At 56.4% G+C, this 16,419-nt stretch carries 15 protein-coding genes; 1 reads left to right on the top strand and 14 read right to left on the bottom strand.

What is annotated here, in order from left to right; translation table 11 throughout:
* Nucleotides 1–33: 33 nt before the first annotated feature.
* The 13 genes from ACW44H_RS16655 to ACW44H_RS16715 all read right to left on the bottom strand — a co-directional run bounded on the left by ACW44H_RS16655 (nt 34) and on the right by ACW44H_RS16715 (nt 13,241).
* Nucleotides 34–1,041: a nucleoid-associated protein gene (locus ACW44H_RS16655; protein WP_457505654.1), complete on the bottom strand. Its 1,008-nt coding sequence runs from the start codon at nt 1,039–1,041 to the stop codon at nt 34–36.
* 50 nt (nt 1,042–1,091) lie between these two features.
* The gene (locus ACW44H_RS16660) at nt 1,092–1,853 is read right to left on the bottom strand and encodes an ABC transporter permease (protein WP_457505655.1); all 762 of its coding nucleotides are present in this window, start codon (nt 1,851–1,853) and stop codon (nt 1,092–1,094) included.
* Nucleotides 1,850–2,785, bottom strand: coding sequence for an ABC transporter ATP-binding protein (locus ACW44H_RS16665; RefSeq protein ID WP_457505656.1), 936 nt, complete (start codon nt 2,783–2,785; stop codon nt 1,850–1,852). Before ACW44H_RS16665 ends, ACW44H_RS16660 begins: the two co-directional genes overlap by 4 nt.
* Nucleotides 2,786–2,868: 83 nt before the next feature.
* A complete protein-coding gene (locus ACW44H_RS16670) occupies nt 2,869–3,147 on the bottom strand; it encodes a peptidylprolyl isomerase (RefSeq protein ID WP_113269438.1) in 279 nt (92 codons plus the stop codon).
* A 48-nt stretch (nt 3,148–3,195) separates the two neighbouring features.
* Nucleotides 3,196–4,284, bottom strand: a complete 1,089-nt coding sequence (locus ACW44H_RS16675) for a serine hydrolase (RefSeq protein ID WP_457505657.1) — start codon at nt 4,282–4,284, stop codon at nt 3,196–3,198.
* A 56-nt stretch (nt 4,285–4,340) separates the two neighbouring features.
* Nucleotides 4,341–5,465 carry a heparan-alpha-glucosaminide N-acetyltransferase domain-containing protein gene (locus ACW44H_RS16680; protein WP_457505658.1) on the bottom strand — a complete coding sequence of 375 codons (1,125 nt, stop codon included), beginning with the start codon at nt 5,463–5,465 and terminating at the stop codon, nt 4,341–4,343.
* Nucleotides 5,466–5,823: 358 nt separating this feature from the next.
* Nucleotides 5,824–6,210 (bottom strand): hypothetical protein, encoded by a 387-nt coding sequence (locus ACW44H_RS16685; RefSeq protein ID WP_457505659.1) that lies wholly within the window; start codon nt 6,208–6,210, stop codon nt 5,824–5,826.
* Between the two features lie 252 nt (nt 6,211–6,462).
* Nucleotides 6,463–7,233, bottom strand: coding sequence for an SDR family NAD(P)-dependent oxidoreductase (locus ACW44H_RS16690; RefSeq protein ID WP_457505660.1), 771 nt, complete (start codon nt 7,231–7,233; stop codon nt 6,463–6,465).
* A gap of 42 nt (nt 7,234–7,275) precedes the next feature.
* The gene (locus ACW44H_RS16695) at nt 7,276–8,439 is read right to left on the bottom strand and encodes a Gfo/Idh/MocA family protein (RefSeq protein ID WP_457505661.1); all 1,164 of its coding nucleotides are present in this window, start codon (nt 8,437–8,439) and stop codon (nt 7,276–7,278) included.
* 58 nt (nt 8,440–8,497) lie between these two features.
* On the bottom strand, nt 8,498–9,550 hold the full coding sequence (locus tag ACW44H_RS16700) for a sugar phosphate isomerase/epimerase family protein (protein ID WP_457505662.1): 1,053 nt from the start codon (nt 9,548–9,550) through the stop codon (nt 8,498–8,500).
* Nucleotides 9,551–9,662: 112 nt separating this feature from the next.
* The gene (locus ACW44H_RS16705) at nt 9,663–10,628 is read right to left on the bottom strand and encodes an ABC transporter substrate-binding protein (RefSeq protein ID WP_457505663.1); all 966 of its coding nucleotides are present in this window, start codon (nt 10,626–10,628) and stop codon (nt 9,663–9,665) included.
* Between the two features lie 77 nt (nt 10,629–10,705).
* Nucleotides 10,706–11,737 carry an ABC transporter permease gene (locus tag ACW44H_RS16710; protein ID WP_457505664.1) on the bottom strand — a complete coding sequence of 344 codons (1,032 nt, stop codon included), beginning with the start codon at nt 11,735–11,737 and terminating at the stop codon, nt 10,706–10,708.
* Nucleotides 11,730–13,241 (bottom strand): sugar ABC transporter ATP-binding protein, encoded by a 1,512-nt coding sequence (locus ACW44H_RS16715; protein ID WP_457505665.1) that lies wholly within the window; start codon nt 13,239–13,241, stop codon nt 11,730–11,732. The genes ACW44H_RS16710 and ACW44H_RS16715 overlap by 8 nt, the downstream gene beginning before the upstream one ends.
* 163 nt (nt 13,242–13,404) lie before the next feature.
* On the opposite strand from ACW44H_RS16715, the gene ACW44H_RS16720 reads away from it, so the two are divergent.
* Nucleotides 13,405–14,634 carry an ROK family protein gene (locus ACW44H_RS16720; protein ID WP_457505666.1) on the top strand — a complete coding sequence of 410 codons (1,230 nt, stop codon included), beginning with the start codon at nt 13,405–13,407 and terminating at the stop codon, nt 14,632–14,634.
* Here ACW44H_RS16720 and ACW44H_RS16725 read toward each other — a convergent pair.
* Complete coding sequence (locus tag ACW44H_RS16725) at nt 14,631–16,376, bottom strand: IlvD/Edd family dehydratase (RefSeq protein WP_457505667.1); 1,746 nt, start codon at nt 16,374–16,376, stop codon at nt 14,631–14,633. The two genes, ACW44H_RS16720 and ACW44H_RS16725, sit on opposite strands and share 4 nt — an antisense overlap.
* Nucleotides 16,377–16,419: the final 43 nt, after the last annotated feature.

Raw genomic sequence — 16,419 nt, forward strand, 5'->3', positions numbered from 1 at the left:
GGGTCTCCTGAGTAGGTGCAGCTCGTCCTTAGCTTAGTCCTGTTTGGTGAGCTGTTCTCTCAATTGTTTGGGCACTTGCTTGATAATCAGACGATCCTGAGCAGCGTCGTACTCAATGCTTGAGCCAAGCAGATGTGAGTCAAAACTAATCGAGACCCCCCCGGAACGCCCCGTAAAGCGGCGAAACTGGCTCAAGGTGCGTTTATCAGGGGGGATTTCTGGCGAGAGCCCGTAATCGGCGTTGCGTATATGCTCGTAAAAGGCTTTTGGCTGCTGTTCGTTAACCAGCCCGGAAAGCTCTTCCAAGGTCATTGGCTCACCACGGCGAAGCTGCTCATTAGCGTAGTCCACTAGCGTATCGGTTTTTTCGCGACTGACCTCGTCATCAAAATCCTCTTTCTCGACGTAGTCGCTAAACGCTTTGAGCAGCGTGCGCGTTTCCGCCGGAGCATCGACTCCCTCTTCCATCCCCAGCAGCGAGATCAACCCTTCTGCGAGTTTTTTACCGCCGCGGTCTTTTAAGAAAGAGACATACTGCGCATTCGGCGCATCGCTCTGCCACTGGGTGAGGTTAATTCGCGCCGCGAGGGTGAGCTGGCTGGTGTTGAGCTGCGCGGCGGGCACCGCTTGGTGATCGCTATTGATACCGATCCCTTCGCGCTGATGCACTAAGGCTACCAACAGAGTTTCCGTATCGCCCTGGCGCTGGTGGCTGATCACTAAGTAACCACTTACCGACAACTGCTCTTGAAGTTGCTTAGCGAGACGCTCAGCCAGCGCAACTGAGAATTCAGCAAAGCTTTTGTCACCCGCAAGGTAATCGCGCAGCCACATGGCCAGCGGCCCGGCCTGTTCGCCCTCTTCGGCAAAGCGCCCCCAGCCTTTGGGCTTGGTGTTATAGGTGTCATTGAGCGCACCCACCAGGCTTGACATCACCGGGTCGTCGCCGGACTCAGATGAGCCGGGCGCAGCGGCCAGGGTTAAGCGCTCACCGTCAAGCGTGGGGTCAAGGCGGTGCACTATACTTTGCAGTAACGGCATAGGGGCCTGCTAGTTTCCAGAGGTTCGTTTTAAAGATGGCTAAACGTGAATTAGGGTTTTAGGCGGTAGCCGGTGCGAAAAATCCAGCCAATCGTGGCCAGGCAAGCCACCAGGAACAGGGCGATCATGCCCACACTTGCCACTAAGCTGACATCGCTAATACCGTAAAAGCTCCAGCGAAAGCCGCTCACCAAATACACCACGGGGTTGGCCAAGGTGATGGTTTGCCAAAAAGGTGGCAGCATATCGATGGAGTAGAAACTGCCGCCTAAAAAGGTCAGCGGGGTAATCACTAGCAGCGGCACCAGTTGCAGCCGATCAAAGCCATCCGCCCAGATACCGATGATAAAGCCGAGCAGGCTAAAGGTGACCGCGGTAAGCACCAAGAAGGTCAGCATCCAAAACGGGTGGGCAATTTCCAGCGGTACGAAAAAATTTGAGGTCGCCAGAATGAGTAGCCCCAACAGTATCGATTTCGAGGCCGCCGCCCCTACGTAACCAATCACAATCTCTAAGTGTGAAATTGGCGCTGAAAGCAGCTCGTAAATGCTGCCCGAGAACTTGGGGAAAAAAATGCCGAAGGACGCGTTTGAAACACTCTGCGTTAACAGCATTAACATAATCAGACCCGGCACGATAAAGGCACCATAGCTGACCCCGTTGACCTCACTGATTCTTGAGCCGATCGCCGCGCCAAACACCACGAAGTAGAGCGACGTAGAAATGACCGGCGAGACAATACTTTGCAGTAGCGTGCGGCGCGTGCGCGCCATTTCCGCCATATAGATGGCGCGAACAGGATGCAGGTTCATGCGCGCTCCTTAACCAAATCAACGAAGATATCTTCAAGCGAGCTCTGCCGGGTGTTCAGGTCTTTAAACGTGACACCTTCCCGCTCTAGTGCGGTTAATAGCTCAGAAATCGCGTGACTATCCTCTTCCTGGCTACCGTCGTAGGTATAAATCAGTTCATGCCCTTCAGCCGCTAGGCTCAGCTCAAAGCGTTGCAGGTTGGCAGGCACCTCGGTTAATGGGTTGTGCAGGTTAAGGGTCAATTGCTTACTGCCCAACTTGCTCATCAAGGCGGCTTTCTCTTCCACCAGCACCAGCTCGCCGCGGTTAATGACGCCGATACGGTCTGCCATCTCTTCGGCTTCTTCAATGTAGTGGGTGGTTAGAATGATAGTAACGCCGTTATCGCGTAGTTGGCGCACCACGTCCCACATCTCACGGCGCAGTTCAACATCGACTCCGGCGGTGGGCTCATCCAGAAACAAAATGCGTGGCTCATGCGAGAGCGCTTTGGCGATCAGCACGCGACGCTTCATGCCACCCGAAAGCGTCATTAGGCGGTTGTTGCGCTTATCCCAAAGCGCCAGCGACTTGAGCACTTTCTCGATATGCGCAGGATTAGGCGCTTTACCAAACAAGCCGCGGCTAAAACTGACGGTGTTCCAGACGGTTTCAAACGCTTCGTTGGTGAGCTCTTGGGGCACCAACCCAATGCGTTCGCGAGCCTGACGGTAGTGGGTAATATTATCGAAACCATCTACCCATACATGACCGGCAGTTGGATTGACCAAACCGCATACCACACTGATGAGCGTGGTTTTACCCGCCCCATTGGGGCCGAGCAGGGCAAAAATTTCGCCACGTTGAATCGTTAAATCAATGTGGGTTAACGCCTGAAAGCCACCCTCGTAGGTTTTATTCAGGCCGTTAATGGTAATAATCGGGTCGTTCAAGGCGTACTCCTCACACCGCGATCGAGTGACCGCGGCGCTTGACGGCCTTTTAGGCGAAATTAAGAGTGTTTGGTTAGGAAAAGTTAAGTGCGGCTGGTAACTTCTAGTAGGTGATAACCAAACTGGGTTTTCACCGGGCCGTGCACTTGGCCGACCTCGTCATTGAAGACAACCTTATCGAACTCAGGCACCATTTGGCCGGGGCCAAAGCTGCCGAGGTCGCCACCTTGGCGGCTGGAGGGGCAGCTGGAGTGCTCTTTGGCGACTTCAGCAAAGTCGCGACCGTTTTGAATTTCTTCTTTGAGTGCTAGGCACTGCTCTTCGCTGCTGACTAGAATGTGGCGGGCGCTGGCTTGTGTCATAGGTTGCTCCTAACTAAGTCTGTTCTGAGGGTCATTCGGGGCGATAGTTTACCACGGCTTACCCAGGGCTCCGCTATAGCGCAACGCTTCACCTACCTTGGCCAAGACGCGTTCGTGGGCGCTTACCGCCGCTGGCCCGCGAGCACAGCTAACGATCACCCAAGGCCCTTCGTTGGTAGTCTCAGCGTCGGCACGCTCGGCAATACCGGCATCGCAGCTACGTCTCTGCTGAGTGCCGGTTTTATGGGCGAAGCTTACGCCGTTGCCAAGGCCCGCCTTAAGACGCCGCTTGCCGGAGCGGGTTCCCTGCATCACCGCTAATAGCGTTTGTCGCTGCTCGGCGCTTAAGTCATCTAGACCGCCGTGCAGACTAGCCAGTAGGCCGCCAAAGGCGCGTAAGGTGCCCACATTTTCGCCGGTAGCTTCATAGGCATCAAAGGCGTGATCGTAATCAGGCTGGGTGAAAGATTCTGTGCTAACGCCTAGCGCGCGGGCCAACGCCTGGGGGCGCTGGCTTACCGAACGCTGCCGCAGGGCGATAAAATCCATGCCGCCAAGCGCGCGTGCATCCGGGTGCAGCTCGCCATAAACGCCTTGGCGAACACCGACCAGTTTTGAGATGGGCCCGATGTTATCGGGGTCGCCACCACTTGCCGCTATCATCTTACGCGCGCGCTGATTCACCCCTTCAAGCCCTACCCGATCAATCAACATATCCGTGGCGGTGTTATCGCTGACGGTGATCATTTGCTCCATCAAGTAACGAATGGAGATCGGTGTGCCGGGGTCGTGCCAGTTGGTAGATCCCGCGCCGTCGACAAAATCACTTTGGGCAAGCATTAGCCGTTCATCCAGCGTTAGGGCGCCTGCCTGACGTTCGGCCAGCACCTGCGCCGCCACCGGTATTTTAATCAGCGAGGCTAAATACCAAGAGGCATCGGCACGCCAGGAAAATGCTTCACCGCTGGCGAGGTTCTGTACATAAACGCCAAGCTCGCCCTCAAAGACGCCTTCGATAGCCTTCAAGCGCGCAGTTAAATCGCCTTGCCAAGCGCTCTTTTTATCTACCTCATAGTACCAATTTGTCTCATACCCATCGGCCTGCACGGGTAGTGCCATCAGCAGCACTACAGCCATAAGCCCGCGTTGCATCCAGTGTCGCAAATCGTTACTCCAGCCGTTATTAATCGCTTTTAGCGGTGGTTAGCCATCCAGCGGGTTAGCCAAATCCACGCTGCGGCGCCAAGTATCAACAGGCCACCTGCGCCAAGTGCCTGTGGATAGCTATACATTCCTTCGCCTTCTAGCAAAAAGCGCAGCACTAGAAAAATCATCACAATATGAAAAATAAACGCCTTGAGGGCATCGGAGCCGACAATCGTTAGCGGCATTAATGCCTTTGCTGCTTTAGCGCCGCCCGCCAGAGCAAGGGCTAACAACACCAAGGCGCCGCCTAGACTAAACAGCATAAACTCAAGCCCTGGTGGGTGTTTACCCACATTGTTGGCCACTGCCAGCATCGCTGCGTGCACATCACCGCTGGCAAAAGCCAAACCATAGAACCCTGCAATCATCAGCGCGCCCAGGCCCAATAGCGTAAGCACTAAACGCCGGCGAGAGGTGGGTTCAAAATAGCAGCGGAGTAGCGCCTCGCCGATAAGCAGCCCGACTAGAATCAATGGCGCTCGGCTAATTTGCCCCCAGGTGTAGTGGTCTTCATGATCCACCAATAAGGCTTTCAGAATATCGTTGCCGCCAAAGGTAAGACTCTGCAGCCAGACGGTCAGTGCGGTTAACGCACCAATCGTCGCTAGGCGGCTCCACAGCGGCGCTCGCGCCCACAGTGGCAGTATCAACGGCACCCATAAGAGCGCAATAGCGTAGAAGCCTAAGATTTCGACCCAGATCGCAAAACGCCCATAGAGCAACGCATCGACAATTTCATTGGGTGGGTAGTAAGGGAGCATTTCAAAGACAGTCAGCGCCTTGTACCAGAACCATACTTCTACGGCACGTAGCCAGAGCTTTAAGCGGCGCCTTGGCCAATCGTCACTTTGGGTATGCAAAAGAAACGCCACGGCCAGCGCGATGCCAAACACCATAATAAACAGCGAAGAGGAGAACTTGGTCAGAAAATGGATCGGCACCATTCCCCAATCTGGCACATTACGAATGCCGACGAGACCGCTGATGGCGTGGCTTATGATCATTAAGCCAATGGCTAGACCACGTGCCAAATCAATCGCTTCTATACGGCCTTCCGCTTTGGGCAGTTGGGGCTTGTCTGTCCATTTTACGGGCATCCAATTCAGCGGCATCGAAACGTCCTTGTAAGGGCAAGGATCAAATCATTACGCAAAACGAGGCGTTACACCATAGCGAGGCCTCCCCTAACCCCCCCCCCTCATCTACCGTTAGTTCCTGGCCGGTAATAGCCTAGCTTTCGGCGCTGGCTAAAAACAGCACGCGGGCATCACCACTAAAAGCAGCGCTCAGCATGGCACATAACGCAAAATGCCCCGCTAGGGCGGGGCATTTGAGACTCATCAAGGTATTTGAGGAATTACACTTTTAAATAAATAGCATTGCAGCAAATAACAGATCGAATCTTTATTGGATTCATCTAAAACAATTTTACCTGCTGCTGATAATATCCTCAAAACCTAGAACAAAGTCTTATTCTTCATCATCATCTTCATCAAGATCAGGCTGACCACGCGTTCCGGTATCTACGTCAGTTTGCCCGCCAGTACCAGGAATCGGTTCGTCGTCGCCTTCATCGCCAGTGGAAACCTCTACACCTTGCTCATCTAGATCAGATTGCTGGCGAGTCCCTGTTTTCGGGTCGTCTACATCGTGACCGACGGTAGGATCTTGGTCTGAACCTTCTTCAAATTCAGAAGAATTCGTTAAACCTTCCTCATTATTAATATCAGTTTCTTGCTTAGTACCAGTTTTCGGCTCGTCATCATCCTGCATCTCTGCAAAAGCTAACGGGCTGGCCATCAAAGCAAAAGATACGCCTAGAATGCCTAGTTTTTTGAAAGAATCCTTCTTCATCATGATACCTTCTCCTATTTGGCTTCACTTGCAAGGTAAGATTTAACTTACTCTACCTGTACAGAAGTTAAACTAGTAGATGAATCTGTATCGGTCAAGCGATAGTAGGTAGTAATTTAAAATTTCCATCACCTACCACAGTTGATATGTCACCACTAACAGCATGAGATAAATACTCAATGTAGTAACTCATCAAGTAGCCATCCACTCCTTTCTTAACGCCAAGATTATTTACATCATTGCCTGCATTTTCACCTAACCCCAGCCAGCATCTACCGTCAATGCCTGGCCTGAGATTGCCTGGCTTTCGTTGCTGGCTAAAAACAGTACGGCAGGTGCGATATGCTGGGGCTCAAGGCGCATTTTTAGGCACTGGCGCTCTTGAATGGTGATTTCGTCCTCGGGACTAATCCACTTTTCGAGCTGACGTTCGGTCATCACCGCGCCGGGCACCAGAGTATTAACGCGGATATTATGCTCACCCAGGTCCCGTGCCAGGCTGCGGGTAAGCCCGTGCACTGCCGCTTTAGCAGTCACATAAGCGGGCAAACCACCCAGCGCCATTTGCACGCTAACCGAGCCAAAGTTGATGATCGAACCACCGCCGGCTTGCATCATTTGTTCAGCAGCGGCTTGAGCGGCAAAGAACATCGGCCGCAGATTGAGCGACATGCGCTCATCCCAATAGGCAACATCGACATCCTGCCAGGCGTGGCGGTCATCACTAGCCGCATTGTTAATCAGGGTATGGATTGGCCCGAGGTGCTGGCCGGTCTCGGCGATAACCTGCTGTAGGCTTGACACATCGCGAATATCACAGTGATGAAAGCGCGGCGCTTCGCCTGTCTCGGCGCTTAGTTCCGAGACCAACGCCTCACTGGCTTCATCGTCGATATCGACAAACACCACCCGGGCGCCCTGGTGATGAAAGGCGCGGGTAAGCGAAGCTCCGATGCCACTGCCACCGCCGGTAATAAAAACCACCCGCTGCTCAAGGCTCGCATAGCGCGCTGAAGGTTGGTTCATAGGTGTCTCTCTTCCCATTATTGTTATTGCCGAAGACCGTTTCTACATATCCACCCACTGCCCACCGGCGGCGGACGAGGCCAGTGCGCGGGTAATGAACGTCAAACCATCGACACCATCAGTGACGCCGGGCGTTGGCATCGCCACTGCGTTGGCACTTTCCCCGCGTTGATGGGCATGAATCTGCACGGCGAAATCACGATAAAGCTGAGCAAACGCCTCCAGGTAGCCTTCCGGATGCCCCGGTGGAATACGCGCGGCTGCCAAGGCGGCATCCCCCAGGCCGGGGCCGTTGCGGGTCAATAGCCGCGTGGGCTCACCCAGCGGCGAATGCTCCAACTGATTGGGATTTTCCTGGCGCCAGGCAAGGCCACCTTTGCTGCCATAAACGCGCAGCTGCAGGTCGTTTTCGTTGCCCGGTGCGACCTGGCTCGACCACAGCATGCCCCGCGCGCCGCCCTTGAAGCGCAGCAGCATATGTACGTTGTCATCCAACGCTCGCCCTTCGACAAAGGTGTGCATATCGGCGGCGAGTGACTCCAGTTGCAACCCGGTAACGTAGCGCGCCAAGTGGTAGGCGTGGGTGCCAATATCGCCCAAACAACCTGCCGGGCCGCTGCGTTTGGGGTCGGTGCGCCACTCGGCCTGCTTCACCCCGCTCTCTTCTAACCGGGTGGAAAGCCAGTCTTGCGGGTACTCCACCTGGACCACGCGCAGCTCGCCCAGCTCACCGTTGGCGATCATCTCTCTAGCCTGGCGAACCAGCGAGTAGCCGGAGTAGTTATGGGTCAAGCCAAAGAACAGTCCCGTCCGTTCCACCAGCTCGGCGAGGGTTTGCGCCTCGTCCAGGGTGATCGTCATTGGCTTATCGCAGATCACGTGAAAGCCCGCTTCGAGAAAGGTGCGCGCTACGTCGAAGTGCACATGGTTGGGGGTCACAATGGCGACCACATCAATGCCGTCTGATCGCTTACGCTCCGCTTCGGCCATGGTTTGATAATCGGGATAGGCCCGATCAGCGGCCACGTGCAGCTCAGCAGCGGCGGCCCGGCTGCGATCAGGGTCAGAGGCAAAGGCGCCGGCCACCAGCTCAAAGTGGTCATCCAGTCGGGCGGCGATACGGTGCACCCCGCCGATAAACGCTCCCTGGCCACCGCCGACCATGCCCAGGCGCAGCCGACGCGGCGTGTCGTGTTGAGTGCTCATGTCGTATTGCCCTCCGCTGTCGTTGAATTAATGGGGTTGAATTAATTGAGGCACGTTATTAAAGACCGAGGATGCGCCGATTGGCGGCCTGGTCGGAGCCGCCGTCGGCGAAGTCATCAAACGCCCGCTCGGTGACCTCAATAATGTGGTCGCGAATAAAGGTGGCGCCTTCGCGAGCACCGACTTCTGGATGCTTCAAGCAGCACTCCCACTCCAGCACCGCCCAGCCGTGGTAGTCGTTGGCCGCCATCCACGAGAAGATCGCCTTGAAGTCGATCTGGCCATCGCCCAGGGAGCGGAAACGGCCCGCACGCTGCGTCCACGCCTGATAGCCGGAGTAGACGCCCTGCTTGGGGTTGGGGTTAAACTCGGCGTCCTTAACGTGAAACATCTGAATATGATCGCGGTACACGTCCAGAAAGCCGCGGTAGTCGAGCTGCTGCAGAATCAGGTGACTGGGGTCATAAAGAACGTGGCAACGCGGATGATTGCCGACCCGTTCGAGGAACATCTCAAAGGTGATGCCGTCGTGGAGATCTTCGCCGGGGTGGATCTCGTAGCAGAGGTTCACCCCCGCCTCGTCAAAGGCGTCCAGAATCGGCCGCCAGCGTTTCGCCAGCTCATCGAACGCGGTTTCGATCAATCCTGCCGGGCGCTGGGGCCAAGGATAGACGTACGGCCACGCCAGCGAGCCCGAAAAGGTGCCGTGGTCGGTTAGGCCGAGGTTTTGTGATGCCTGGGCAGCAAGCTTTAGCTGTTCGACGGCCCACGCCTGGCGCGCTTTGGGATTACCGCGCACTTCGGGTACTGCAAAGCCATCGAACATCTCATCATAAGCCGGGTGCACCGCCACCAACTGGCCCTGAAGGTGGGTGGAGAGTTCGGTGAGTGCTAAGCCGTGTTCAGCCAGGGTGCCTTTGATCTCATCGCAGTAGGTGCGGCTTTCAGCGGCGCGCTTTAAATCGAATAGGCGGGCATCCCAACTGGGAATTTGCACACCTTTATAACCTAACCCTGCCGCCCAGGCCGCAATGCTATCCAGGCTATTAAAAGGTGTATCGTCACCGGCGAACTGGGCGAGAAAGAGCGCTGGCCCTTTGATGGTTTTCATAGGACTCTCTCAATATTGTTTGGATTAAGCGCTTAGGTAGGCGCGGGAAGAAGTAATGCTGTTTTCCCGCGCCTATTAATGACGACTCAATCAATAAGCAATCAACACGCGATCAGAACGGCGAATCGGGGAAGTAGTACTGCTCGGCGTTCTCCTGGGTAATCAGCGGCGAACCCAGAATGTATTCGCCCAGCACGGGGCCATTGGAGACAAAGTGCTGCACGGTCAGATCCATCGCGGTGGCGATCATGGCAGGCGGATACAACACGTCCACCGGCACCAGCTCATCACCGTCCATGACCCGTTTGATAATGTCCTTCATGCCCGCCCCACCGACGATAAACAGCTCATCTTCACGGTCTGCTTGACGTACCGCCTCAATGACACCCAGCGCAATGTCGTCATCCTGCGCCCAAACGGCATCAATGTTCTCGAAGCGTGCCAGGTAGTCCTGCATGACCTCGAAGCCATCATCGCGATTCCAGTTGGCGTGCTGCATATCGAGAATATTGATCTCAGAGCCTTCGATCGCCTCTTGGAAACCTTGCACACGCTCGTCGTCAATCACCGTGGGAATACCCCGCAGCACCACAATATCGCCTTCATCTTCCAGTTGCTCACGGATGTATTCGCCGGAAACGCGACCTAACTCATGATTGTTGCCCGCCACATAAAGGTCTTCGATACCCTCTTCGGTTAGCCCACGATCGACCACCGTGACGAACACGCCTGAGTCTTTAACCCGGCGCACCGGGTCAGTCAGTGGGCCCGACTCAAATGGCAGCACGACTAAGGCATCGATGTTGCGCAGTGAGACTAGATCTTCCAGGTCATTGGCTTGCTCGCCAGCTGTGCCCGCCGTGGAGATAGTGATCTCAATGTCGGGATAGAGCTCCTCAAGGCGTTTTTTAGCCTCTTCGGCGTGATAGTTGACGCCGCCTGTCCAACCATGGGTGGCGGCGGGAATGGAGACACCGATAGTGACCTCCTGGGCAACCGCGGCGCCGGAGAGCCCTATGGCTGAGGCGAATGCTGCGGTAGTGACGCAGGCCTTCACTGCTGTCTTGATGGTTCGCATGGTGATGCTCCTTTCGTGTTTGTACTTGTTATGTTGCGTGCTGCTTGTCGTTGATGTTGCGCTGTTAGCGAGTGAGTTTATGGTCCTGTTTTCCTCCACGATGCACGCTGCAGATAGACCGCCACAATGATGATGATCCCCTGCACCGTGCCGTTGAGATAGTTGGAAATGGCGTCGGTCAAATTGAGAATATTGCCAATCATGGTGAGCATGATGGCGCCCACCACCGTGCCCCAAATGCGCCCATGTCCACCCTTCAGCATGGTCCCGCCAATAATCACCGCGGCAATCGCTTCAAGCTCCCAGAGCACCCCGGTAGCCCCCGAGGCAGAACCCAAACGCGGCACATAAATAATCGTTGCCAGCGCCACACACACGCCTTGCAGCATGTAGGTCAGGGTTTTCACGCGATCCACATGGATGGCACTGTATTCGGCGACCTTTTCATTAGAGCCGATGGCAAAGCAGTAGCGCCCAAAGCGCGTGTAATTGAGCAAGATGTAGCCGATGACGGCCACTGCTAAAAATACCCACACAGGTATGGTGATGCCCAGGAAGCTGCCGTAATACACCGGCCGGTAAATATCCCGTACTGCCCAGTCCAGCGTCAGCGTTCCGCCATCAGAAAGGTAGGTCACTAGCGAACGGTAAATCCCCATAGTGCCGAGAGTGACAATAAACGCTTCGATCTTGCCTTTCGTCGTCACAATGCCGTTGATAAACCCAGCGCATATCCCCAGCAGCAGCGACGCCCCTATCCCCAATAGCACCGTGGTCCACCCCGCGCCGAACTGTTCCACGAGGCTGTTCATCAGAATAATCATCACCCCGGCAATAAAGGCCGCCATGGCCCCCACGGAAAGATCCAGCCCACCGGCGGTAATCACAAAGGTGGCGCCGATGGCGATAATGCCGATAAAGGCACTGCGGGTGAGCATGTTCGAAAGGTTATCCAGCCCCAGAAACGCCGGGTTGATCAGCACACCCAGTACCGCCAGCGCCAACAGCGCCACAAACGGCCCCCAGGTTTTTAGGTCAACAGCGAACCGTTTTGAGGCGGGCATTCGTTGCTGGGTCGTTGTGTTATCGGACTTTTTGTTATTAGCCATGACGCTGCTCATCTACCCCTACTCCCTTAATGCCGGATGCGTACTGCATGATTTCTTGTTCGTTAATCTGCTCACCTTCAAGTACGCCAGTGAGAACGCCGGCACACATCACCGCCACTCGGTGGGATAGCCCAATCAGCTCGCCCATCTCCGACGAGATCAGAATCACCGAGCAGCCTGAATCTGTTAGCTCGCGGATAAAGTGATAAATCTGATGTTTGGTGCCCACATCGATGCCACGCGTCGGTTCATTGATAATCACGATTTCGGGGTCGATGGACATAACTTTGGCGAGCAGCAGCTTCTGCTGGTTGCCGCCAGAGAGTTCAGCGGCGGTGCGAGCAGCGGTGCGCAGCCGAATATCGAAGCGTTCAATCGCCTGTTGAAAGGCTTGCTCTTCACGGCGGCGGTCAATTAATGGATGGCAGTGAGCGCGCAGGTTGAGCAAGGTAACGTTGGAGCGCAGATCCATATTGAGCACTAGACCTTTGCCTTTGCGGTCCTCGGTGAGATAGGCAATGCGCTGGTGTACCGCATCGCGCAGGTGGCGCATGACCACCGGCTGGCCGTTGCGCAGCACCTGCCCGGCGTTTTTGCGACGCAAGCCCAGCACCGCTTCAATAAATGCGGTGCGCCCCGCCCCCACGATGCCGCCGAATCCGAGCACCTCGCCCCGGCGCAGGGTAAAGCTGGCATGCTTAACAGCGCCGGGCACCACCATATCGCGCACTTCCAATACCACCGGCGCATCGTCAGGAAGCTGCGTACGAGGCGGATACATTTCAGTAATTTCACGCCCTACCATCAACCGCGCCAACTCCTCTTTGCTGCGCCCGGCCATGGGGCCGCTATCCACTAAGTGGCCGTCGCGCAGTACCGTCACACGGTCAGCGATTTGCTCGATTTCACGCAACTTGTGGGAGATATACAAAATGGCCACGCCCCGCTGGCGCAGGCGGTCGATCAGTGCAAACAGCACCTTTACTTCGTTTTCAGTCAAGGTGGCGGTGGGTTCGTCCATGATCAGCACGCGCACATCACGGGTGATCGCCTTGGCGATTTCCACCATTTGCTGGTCTGAGGTGCTGAGGTCTTTCACGCGGGCGCGTGGATCAACATGCGTTTCAAGCTCTGCCAGCGCCGCCCGGCTCTGTTGCCGCATGGCGCGTCGGTCTAGAAACAAGCCCCGGCGCAGTTCGCGGCCCAGGAAGATGTTCTCCTCTACACTGAGCTGTTCCGCCAGTGCCAGTTCCTGGTGAATCATCACCACACCGTCGTCTTCCGCCTCACCGCTGGAGCGGTAATGTCGTTGGCGGCCGTCCACCAACACCTCGCCGGAGGTGGGGCGAAGATAACCGGCCAGAATTTTGACCAGCGTCGATTTTCCCGCGCCGTTCTCGCCCAGCAAGGCATGCACTTCGCCCGCCTGCAGATCGAGATCAACGTCGAATAAGACCTGGTTATTGCCAAATGAGCGGCAGAGTTTGCGCGCTGATAAGAGCATGGAGCCACCTATCGTTACTGTTGTTATTATGCGTTTAAGGCTTTCCCACATTATTTGCTGTCGTGCGATGCTTTATTTACTTTAGGTGCTAAAATAAATAAATGCATATGCAACTTAGGTCGCATTTTGTAATTTTTCACCTCGAACAATAACGGCACTTTTTATGGCGCTTCCGTCGACAGATACCAGTCGCTATGACAACACGCTGGCGGTTATCCGTACCCTGCGAGACCAAGGGCCGGTTGCTCGCGTTGACCTGGGTGCGCTGAATGGCATCAGCTCAGCCACAGTGACCTCCATCAGCGCCGAGCTGCTCCAGCAGGGGCTGATCACTGAACGCCCACCCGAAACACCCCGCCCCTCCGGACGGGGGCGACCCAAGACGCTAGTTGAGCTCAACCCACAAGCGGCCTGCGTGGTATGCATCAAGTTATCGATCAACGAGATTCAGCTAGTGGTGGGCGATTTTTCGGGTCAGGTACGCCATAGCGAGCACCACGCGGTGCCCACCCTGACGCTTAGCGCCGACGACCTGGAAACGCTGCTGGAAGAGAAGATCAGCACTGTTTGCGCACAACAGCTAAACGAATTTCAACGCTTGGCAGGGATCTGTTTGGCCGTGCAGGGGGTGGTCTCTTCGCAAAGCGGCACGATTATCTGGTCACCCGCTTTAAGCTTTCGAAACTCACCGATCTCGGCACAATTAGCCGAGCGTTTTCACTGCAGCGTCTTGCTGGAAAACGATGCCAACTGCATTGCCAGCGTACTCGCGGCAAAGCCCGACTATGCGGGTTGCCCCAACCTGGTGGTCATTATGTTGGGCTACGGCATCGGCATGTCGGTATTGATTAACGGCGTGCCTTATCTTGGCGCCAATGGCTCAGCAGCGGAGTTTGGGCACAGCAAATATCAGCCTGGCGGCGCCCTATGCGCCTGCGGAAGACGGGGATGCATTGAAGCTTATGCCAGCGACTATGCGCTCTATCGCGCCGCCGCCGACCATATAGCGTTACCTAGCGGTGGCGACAGCGCTCACCCTTCAGAGCTGCAGATGCAGGCGTTGACCCAACAGGCGTTGAACGGCGACCCAGCGATGCAGCATATCTACGCCGAAGCGGGCCGAGCGTTGGGTTATGGCATCGCCAATATCCTGGCGCTGTTTAACCCCGACCTGGTGCTGATTACCGGTTCCGGCGTGCGTGGTTTTGACGCCATGCAGGCCGCCATGCATCACGCCATCGATGATGCCCTGGTGGCTGAGCTAAGAGGTACCACCCGTATCGAAAGCTGCGCCTGGGATCGCGACATGACCTGCATGGGCGGTATCGCCATGGCGCTACACGCCACCGATGCCCAGACGCTGTCGGAGAGCCAGGCCAGCTCCGTTAGTTAATGCGAATGCCGCGGTACGTCTGATCCCCGGCAGCCCACCAGGAAGTCGAAGTCGCAGCCTTCGTCGGCTTGCAGCACCCGCTCAATATAGAGCTGGCGATAGCCGCCCTGGCTAGCAATCAGTGTCGAGGCGGCAGTCGGGTCGCTTTCGGCTAAGCGCGCGGCCAGCGCTTCATCGCTGATATCAAGATGCAATCGGCCGCTTTCGCAGTCAAGCTCGATCCAGTCGCCGTTGCGTACTGCCGCCAGCGGGCCACCGGCGGCTGCTTCGGGCGCCACGTGCAGCACCACGGTGCCATACGCCGTGCCGCTCATGCGGGCGTCGGAAATGCGCACCATGTCGGTGATGCCCTGGGCGAGAATCTTGGGCGGCAGGCCCATATTGCCCACCTCCGCCATGCCGTGATAGCCCCGCGGACCGCAGTGCTTCATCACCAGAATGTCATTGGCTTCCACGTCGAGATCAGGGTCGTTGATGCGCGCCTTGTAGTCGTCGAAGTCCTCGAACACCACCGCGCGACCGCGATGCTGCATCAGCTCAGCTGTTGCGGCCGAGGGCTTAAGCACCGCGCCGTTGGGCGCCAGGTTGCCGCGCACCACGCAGATGCCGCCGTCCGCGGTGAGCGGATTATCAAGCTTTCGAATCACCTCGTCGTTGTAGAGCGGCGCGTCCTGAACGTTCTCCCAAAGCGTTTTGCCGTTGACGGTCAGCGCGTCCTTGAAGGGCAGCCGGTCGGCCTCACCCAGGCGCCTGAGCACCGCAGGCAAACCACCGGCATAGTAGAATTCCTCCATCAAAAACCGCCCCGAGGGTTGCAGATCGACCACCGTGGGCGTGCCGCGACCCACTCGGCTCCAGTCGTCCAGGGTGAGATCCACACCGATGCGTCCGGCAATCGCTTTGAGATGAATCACCGCGTTGGTGGAGCCACCAATCGCCGCGTTGGTGCGAATGGCGTTATCGAAGGCTTCCTTGGTGAGGATTTTGGAGAGTCGTAGATCTTCGTTGACCATTTCGACGATGCGGTTACCCGATAAATGGGCGAGCACGTAGCGGCGGGAATCGACTGCCGGAATCGCCGCGTTGTGGGGCAGCGACGTGCCCAGCGATTCGGCCATACAGGCCATGGTGGAGGCGGTGCCCATGGTGTTGCAGGTGCCCGCCGAGCGAGACATGCCGGCTTCCGCGGCCATAAAATCGTGCAGGGAAATTTCACCCGCCTTGACCTGCTCGGAGAGCTTCCAAACCACGGTGCCGGAGCCAATATCCTTGCCCTTGTGCTTGCCGTTGAGCATCGGCCCGCCAGTGACCACGATGGTGGGAATATCGCAGCTCGCCGCGCCCATCAGCAGCGCCGGGGTGGTCTTGTCGCAACCGACCAGTAGCACCACCGCATCAATGGGGTTGCCTCGAATCGCCTCTTCCACGTCCATGCTCGCCAGGTTGCGGGTAAACATCGCAGTGGGGCGCAGGTTGGACTCGCCGTTGGAAAACACCGGGAACTCCACCGGGTAGCCGCCCGCCTCCAGCACGCCCTGCTTTACGTGCTCCGCCAGCTTACGGAAGTGAGCATTGCAAGGCGTCAATTCCGACCAGGTATTGCAGATGCCGATGATCGGCTTGCCCTGAAACTCATGGTCGGGGATGCCCTGGTTTTTCATCCAACTGCGGTACATAAAGCCGTTTTTATCGGCGGTGCCGAACCACTGGGCCGAGCGTAATGGGCGCTGACGATCAGACATAACAAAGCCTCCGTACAAACCGGGAAAAAAATGACTAACTAAT

This window comes from Vreelandella sulfidaeris Esulfide1, assembly GCF_054072535.1.

Excerpts from the sequence above, each read along its gene's own strand:
- ACW44H_RS16655 (WP_457505654.1), bottom strand. The coding sequence starts at position 1,041 with ATGCCGTTACTGCAAAGTATAGTGCACCGCCTTGACCCCACGCTTGAC.
- ACW44H_RS16660 (WP_457505655.1), bottom strand. The coding sequence starts at position 1,853 with ATGAACCTGCATCCTGTTCGCGCCATCTATATGGCGGAAATGGCGCGC.
- ACW44H_RS16670 (WP_113269438.1), bottom strand. The coding sequence starts at position 3,147 with ATGACACAAGCCAGCGCCCGCCACATTCTAGTCAGCAGCGAAGAGCAG.
- ACW44H_RS16675 (WP_457505657.1), bottom strand. The coding sequence starts at position 4,284 with ATGGCTGTAGTGCTGCTGATGGCACTACCCGTGCAGGCCGATGGGTAT.
- ACW44H_RS16680 (WP_457505658.1), bottom strand. The coding sequence starts at position 5,465 with ATGCCGCTGAATTGGATGCCCGTAAAATGGACAGACAAGCCCCAACTG.
- ACW44H_RS16685 (WP_457505659.1), bottom strand. The coding sequence starts at position 6,210 with ATGATGAAGAAGGATTCTTTCAAAAAACTAGGCATTCTAGGCGTATCT.
- ACW44H_RS16690 (WP_457505660.1), bottom strand. The coding sequence starts at position 7,233 with ATGAACCAACCTTCAGCGCGCTATGCGAGCCTTGAGCAGCGGGTGGTT.
- ACW44H_RS16695 (WP_457505661.1), bottom strand. The coding sequence starts at position 8,439 with ATGAGCACTCAACACGACACGCCGCGTCGGCTGCGCCTGGGCATGGTC.
- ACW44H_RS16700 (WP_457505662.1), bottom strand. The coding sequence starts at position 9,550 with ATGAAAACCATCAAAGGGCCAGCGCTCTTTCTCGCCCAGTTCGCCGGT.
- ACW44H_RS16705 (WP_457505663.1), bottom strand. The coding sequence starts at position 10,628 with ATGCGAACCATCAAGACAGCAGTGAAGGCCTGCGTCACTACCGCAGCA.
- ACW44H_RS16710 (WP_457505664.1), bottom strand. The coding sequence starts at position 11,737 with ATGGCTAATAACAAAAAGTCCGATAACACAACGACCCAGCAACGAATG.
- ACW44H_RS16715 (WP_457505665.1), bottom strand. The coding sequence starts at position 13,241 with ATGCTCTTATCAGCGCGCAAACTCTGCCGCTCATTTGGCAATAACCAG.
- ACW44H_RS16720 (WP_457505666.1), top strand. The coding sequence starts at position 13,405 with ATGGCGCTTCCGTCGACAGATACCAGTCGCTATGACAACACGCTGGCG.
- ACW44H_RS16725 (WP_457505667.1), bottom strand. The coding sequence starts at position 16,376 with ATGTCTGATCGTCAGCGCCCATTACGCTCGGCCCAGTGGTTCGGCACC.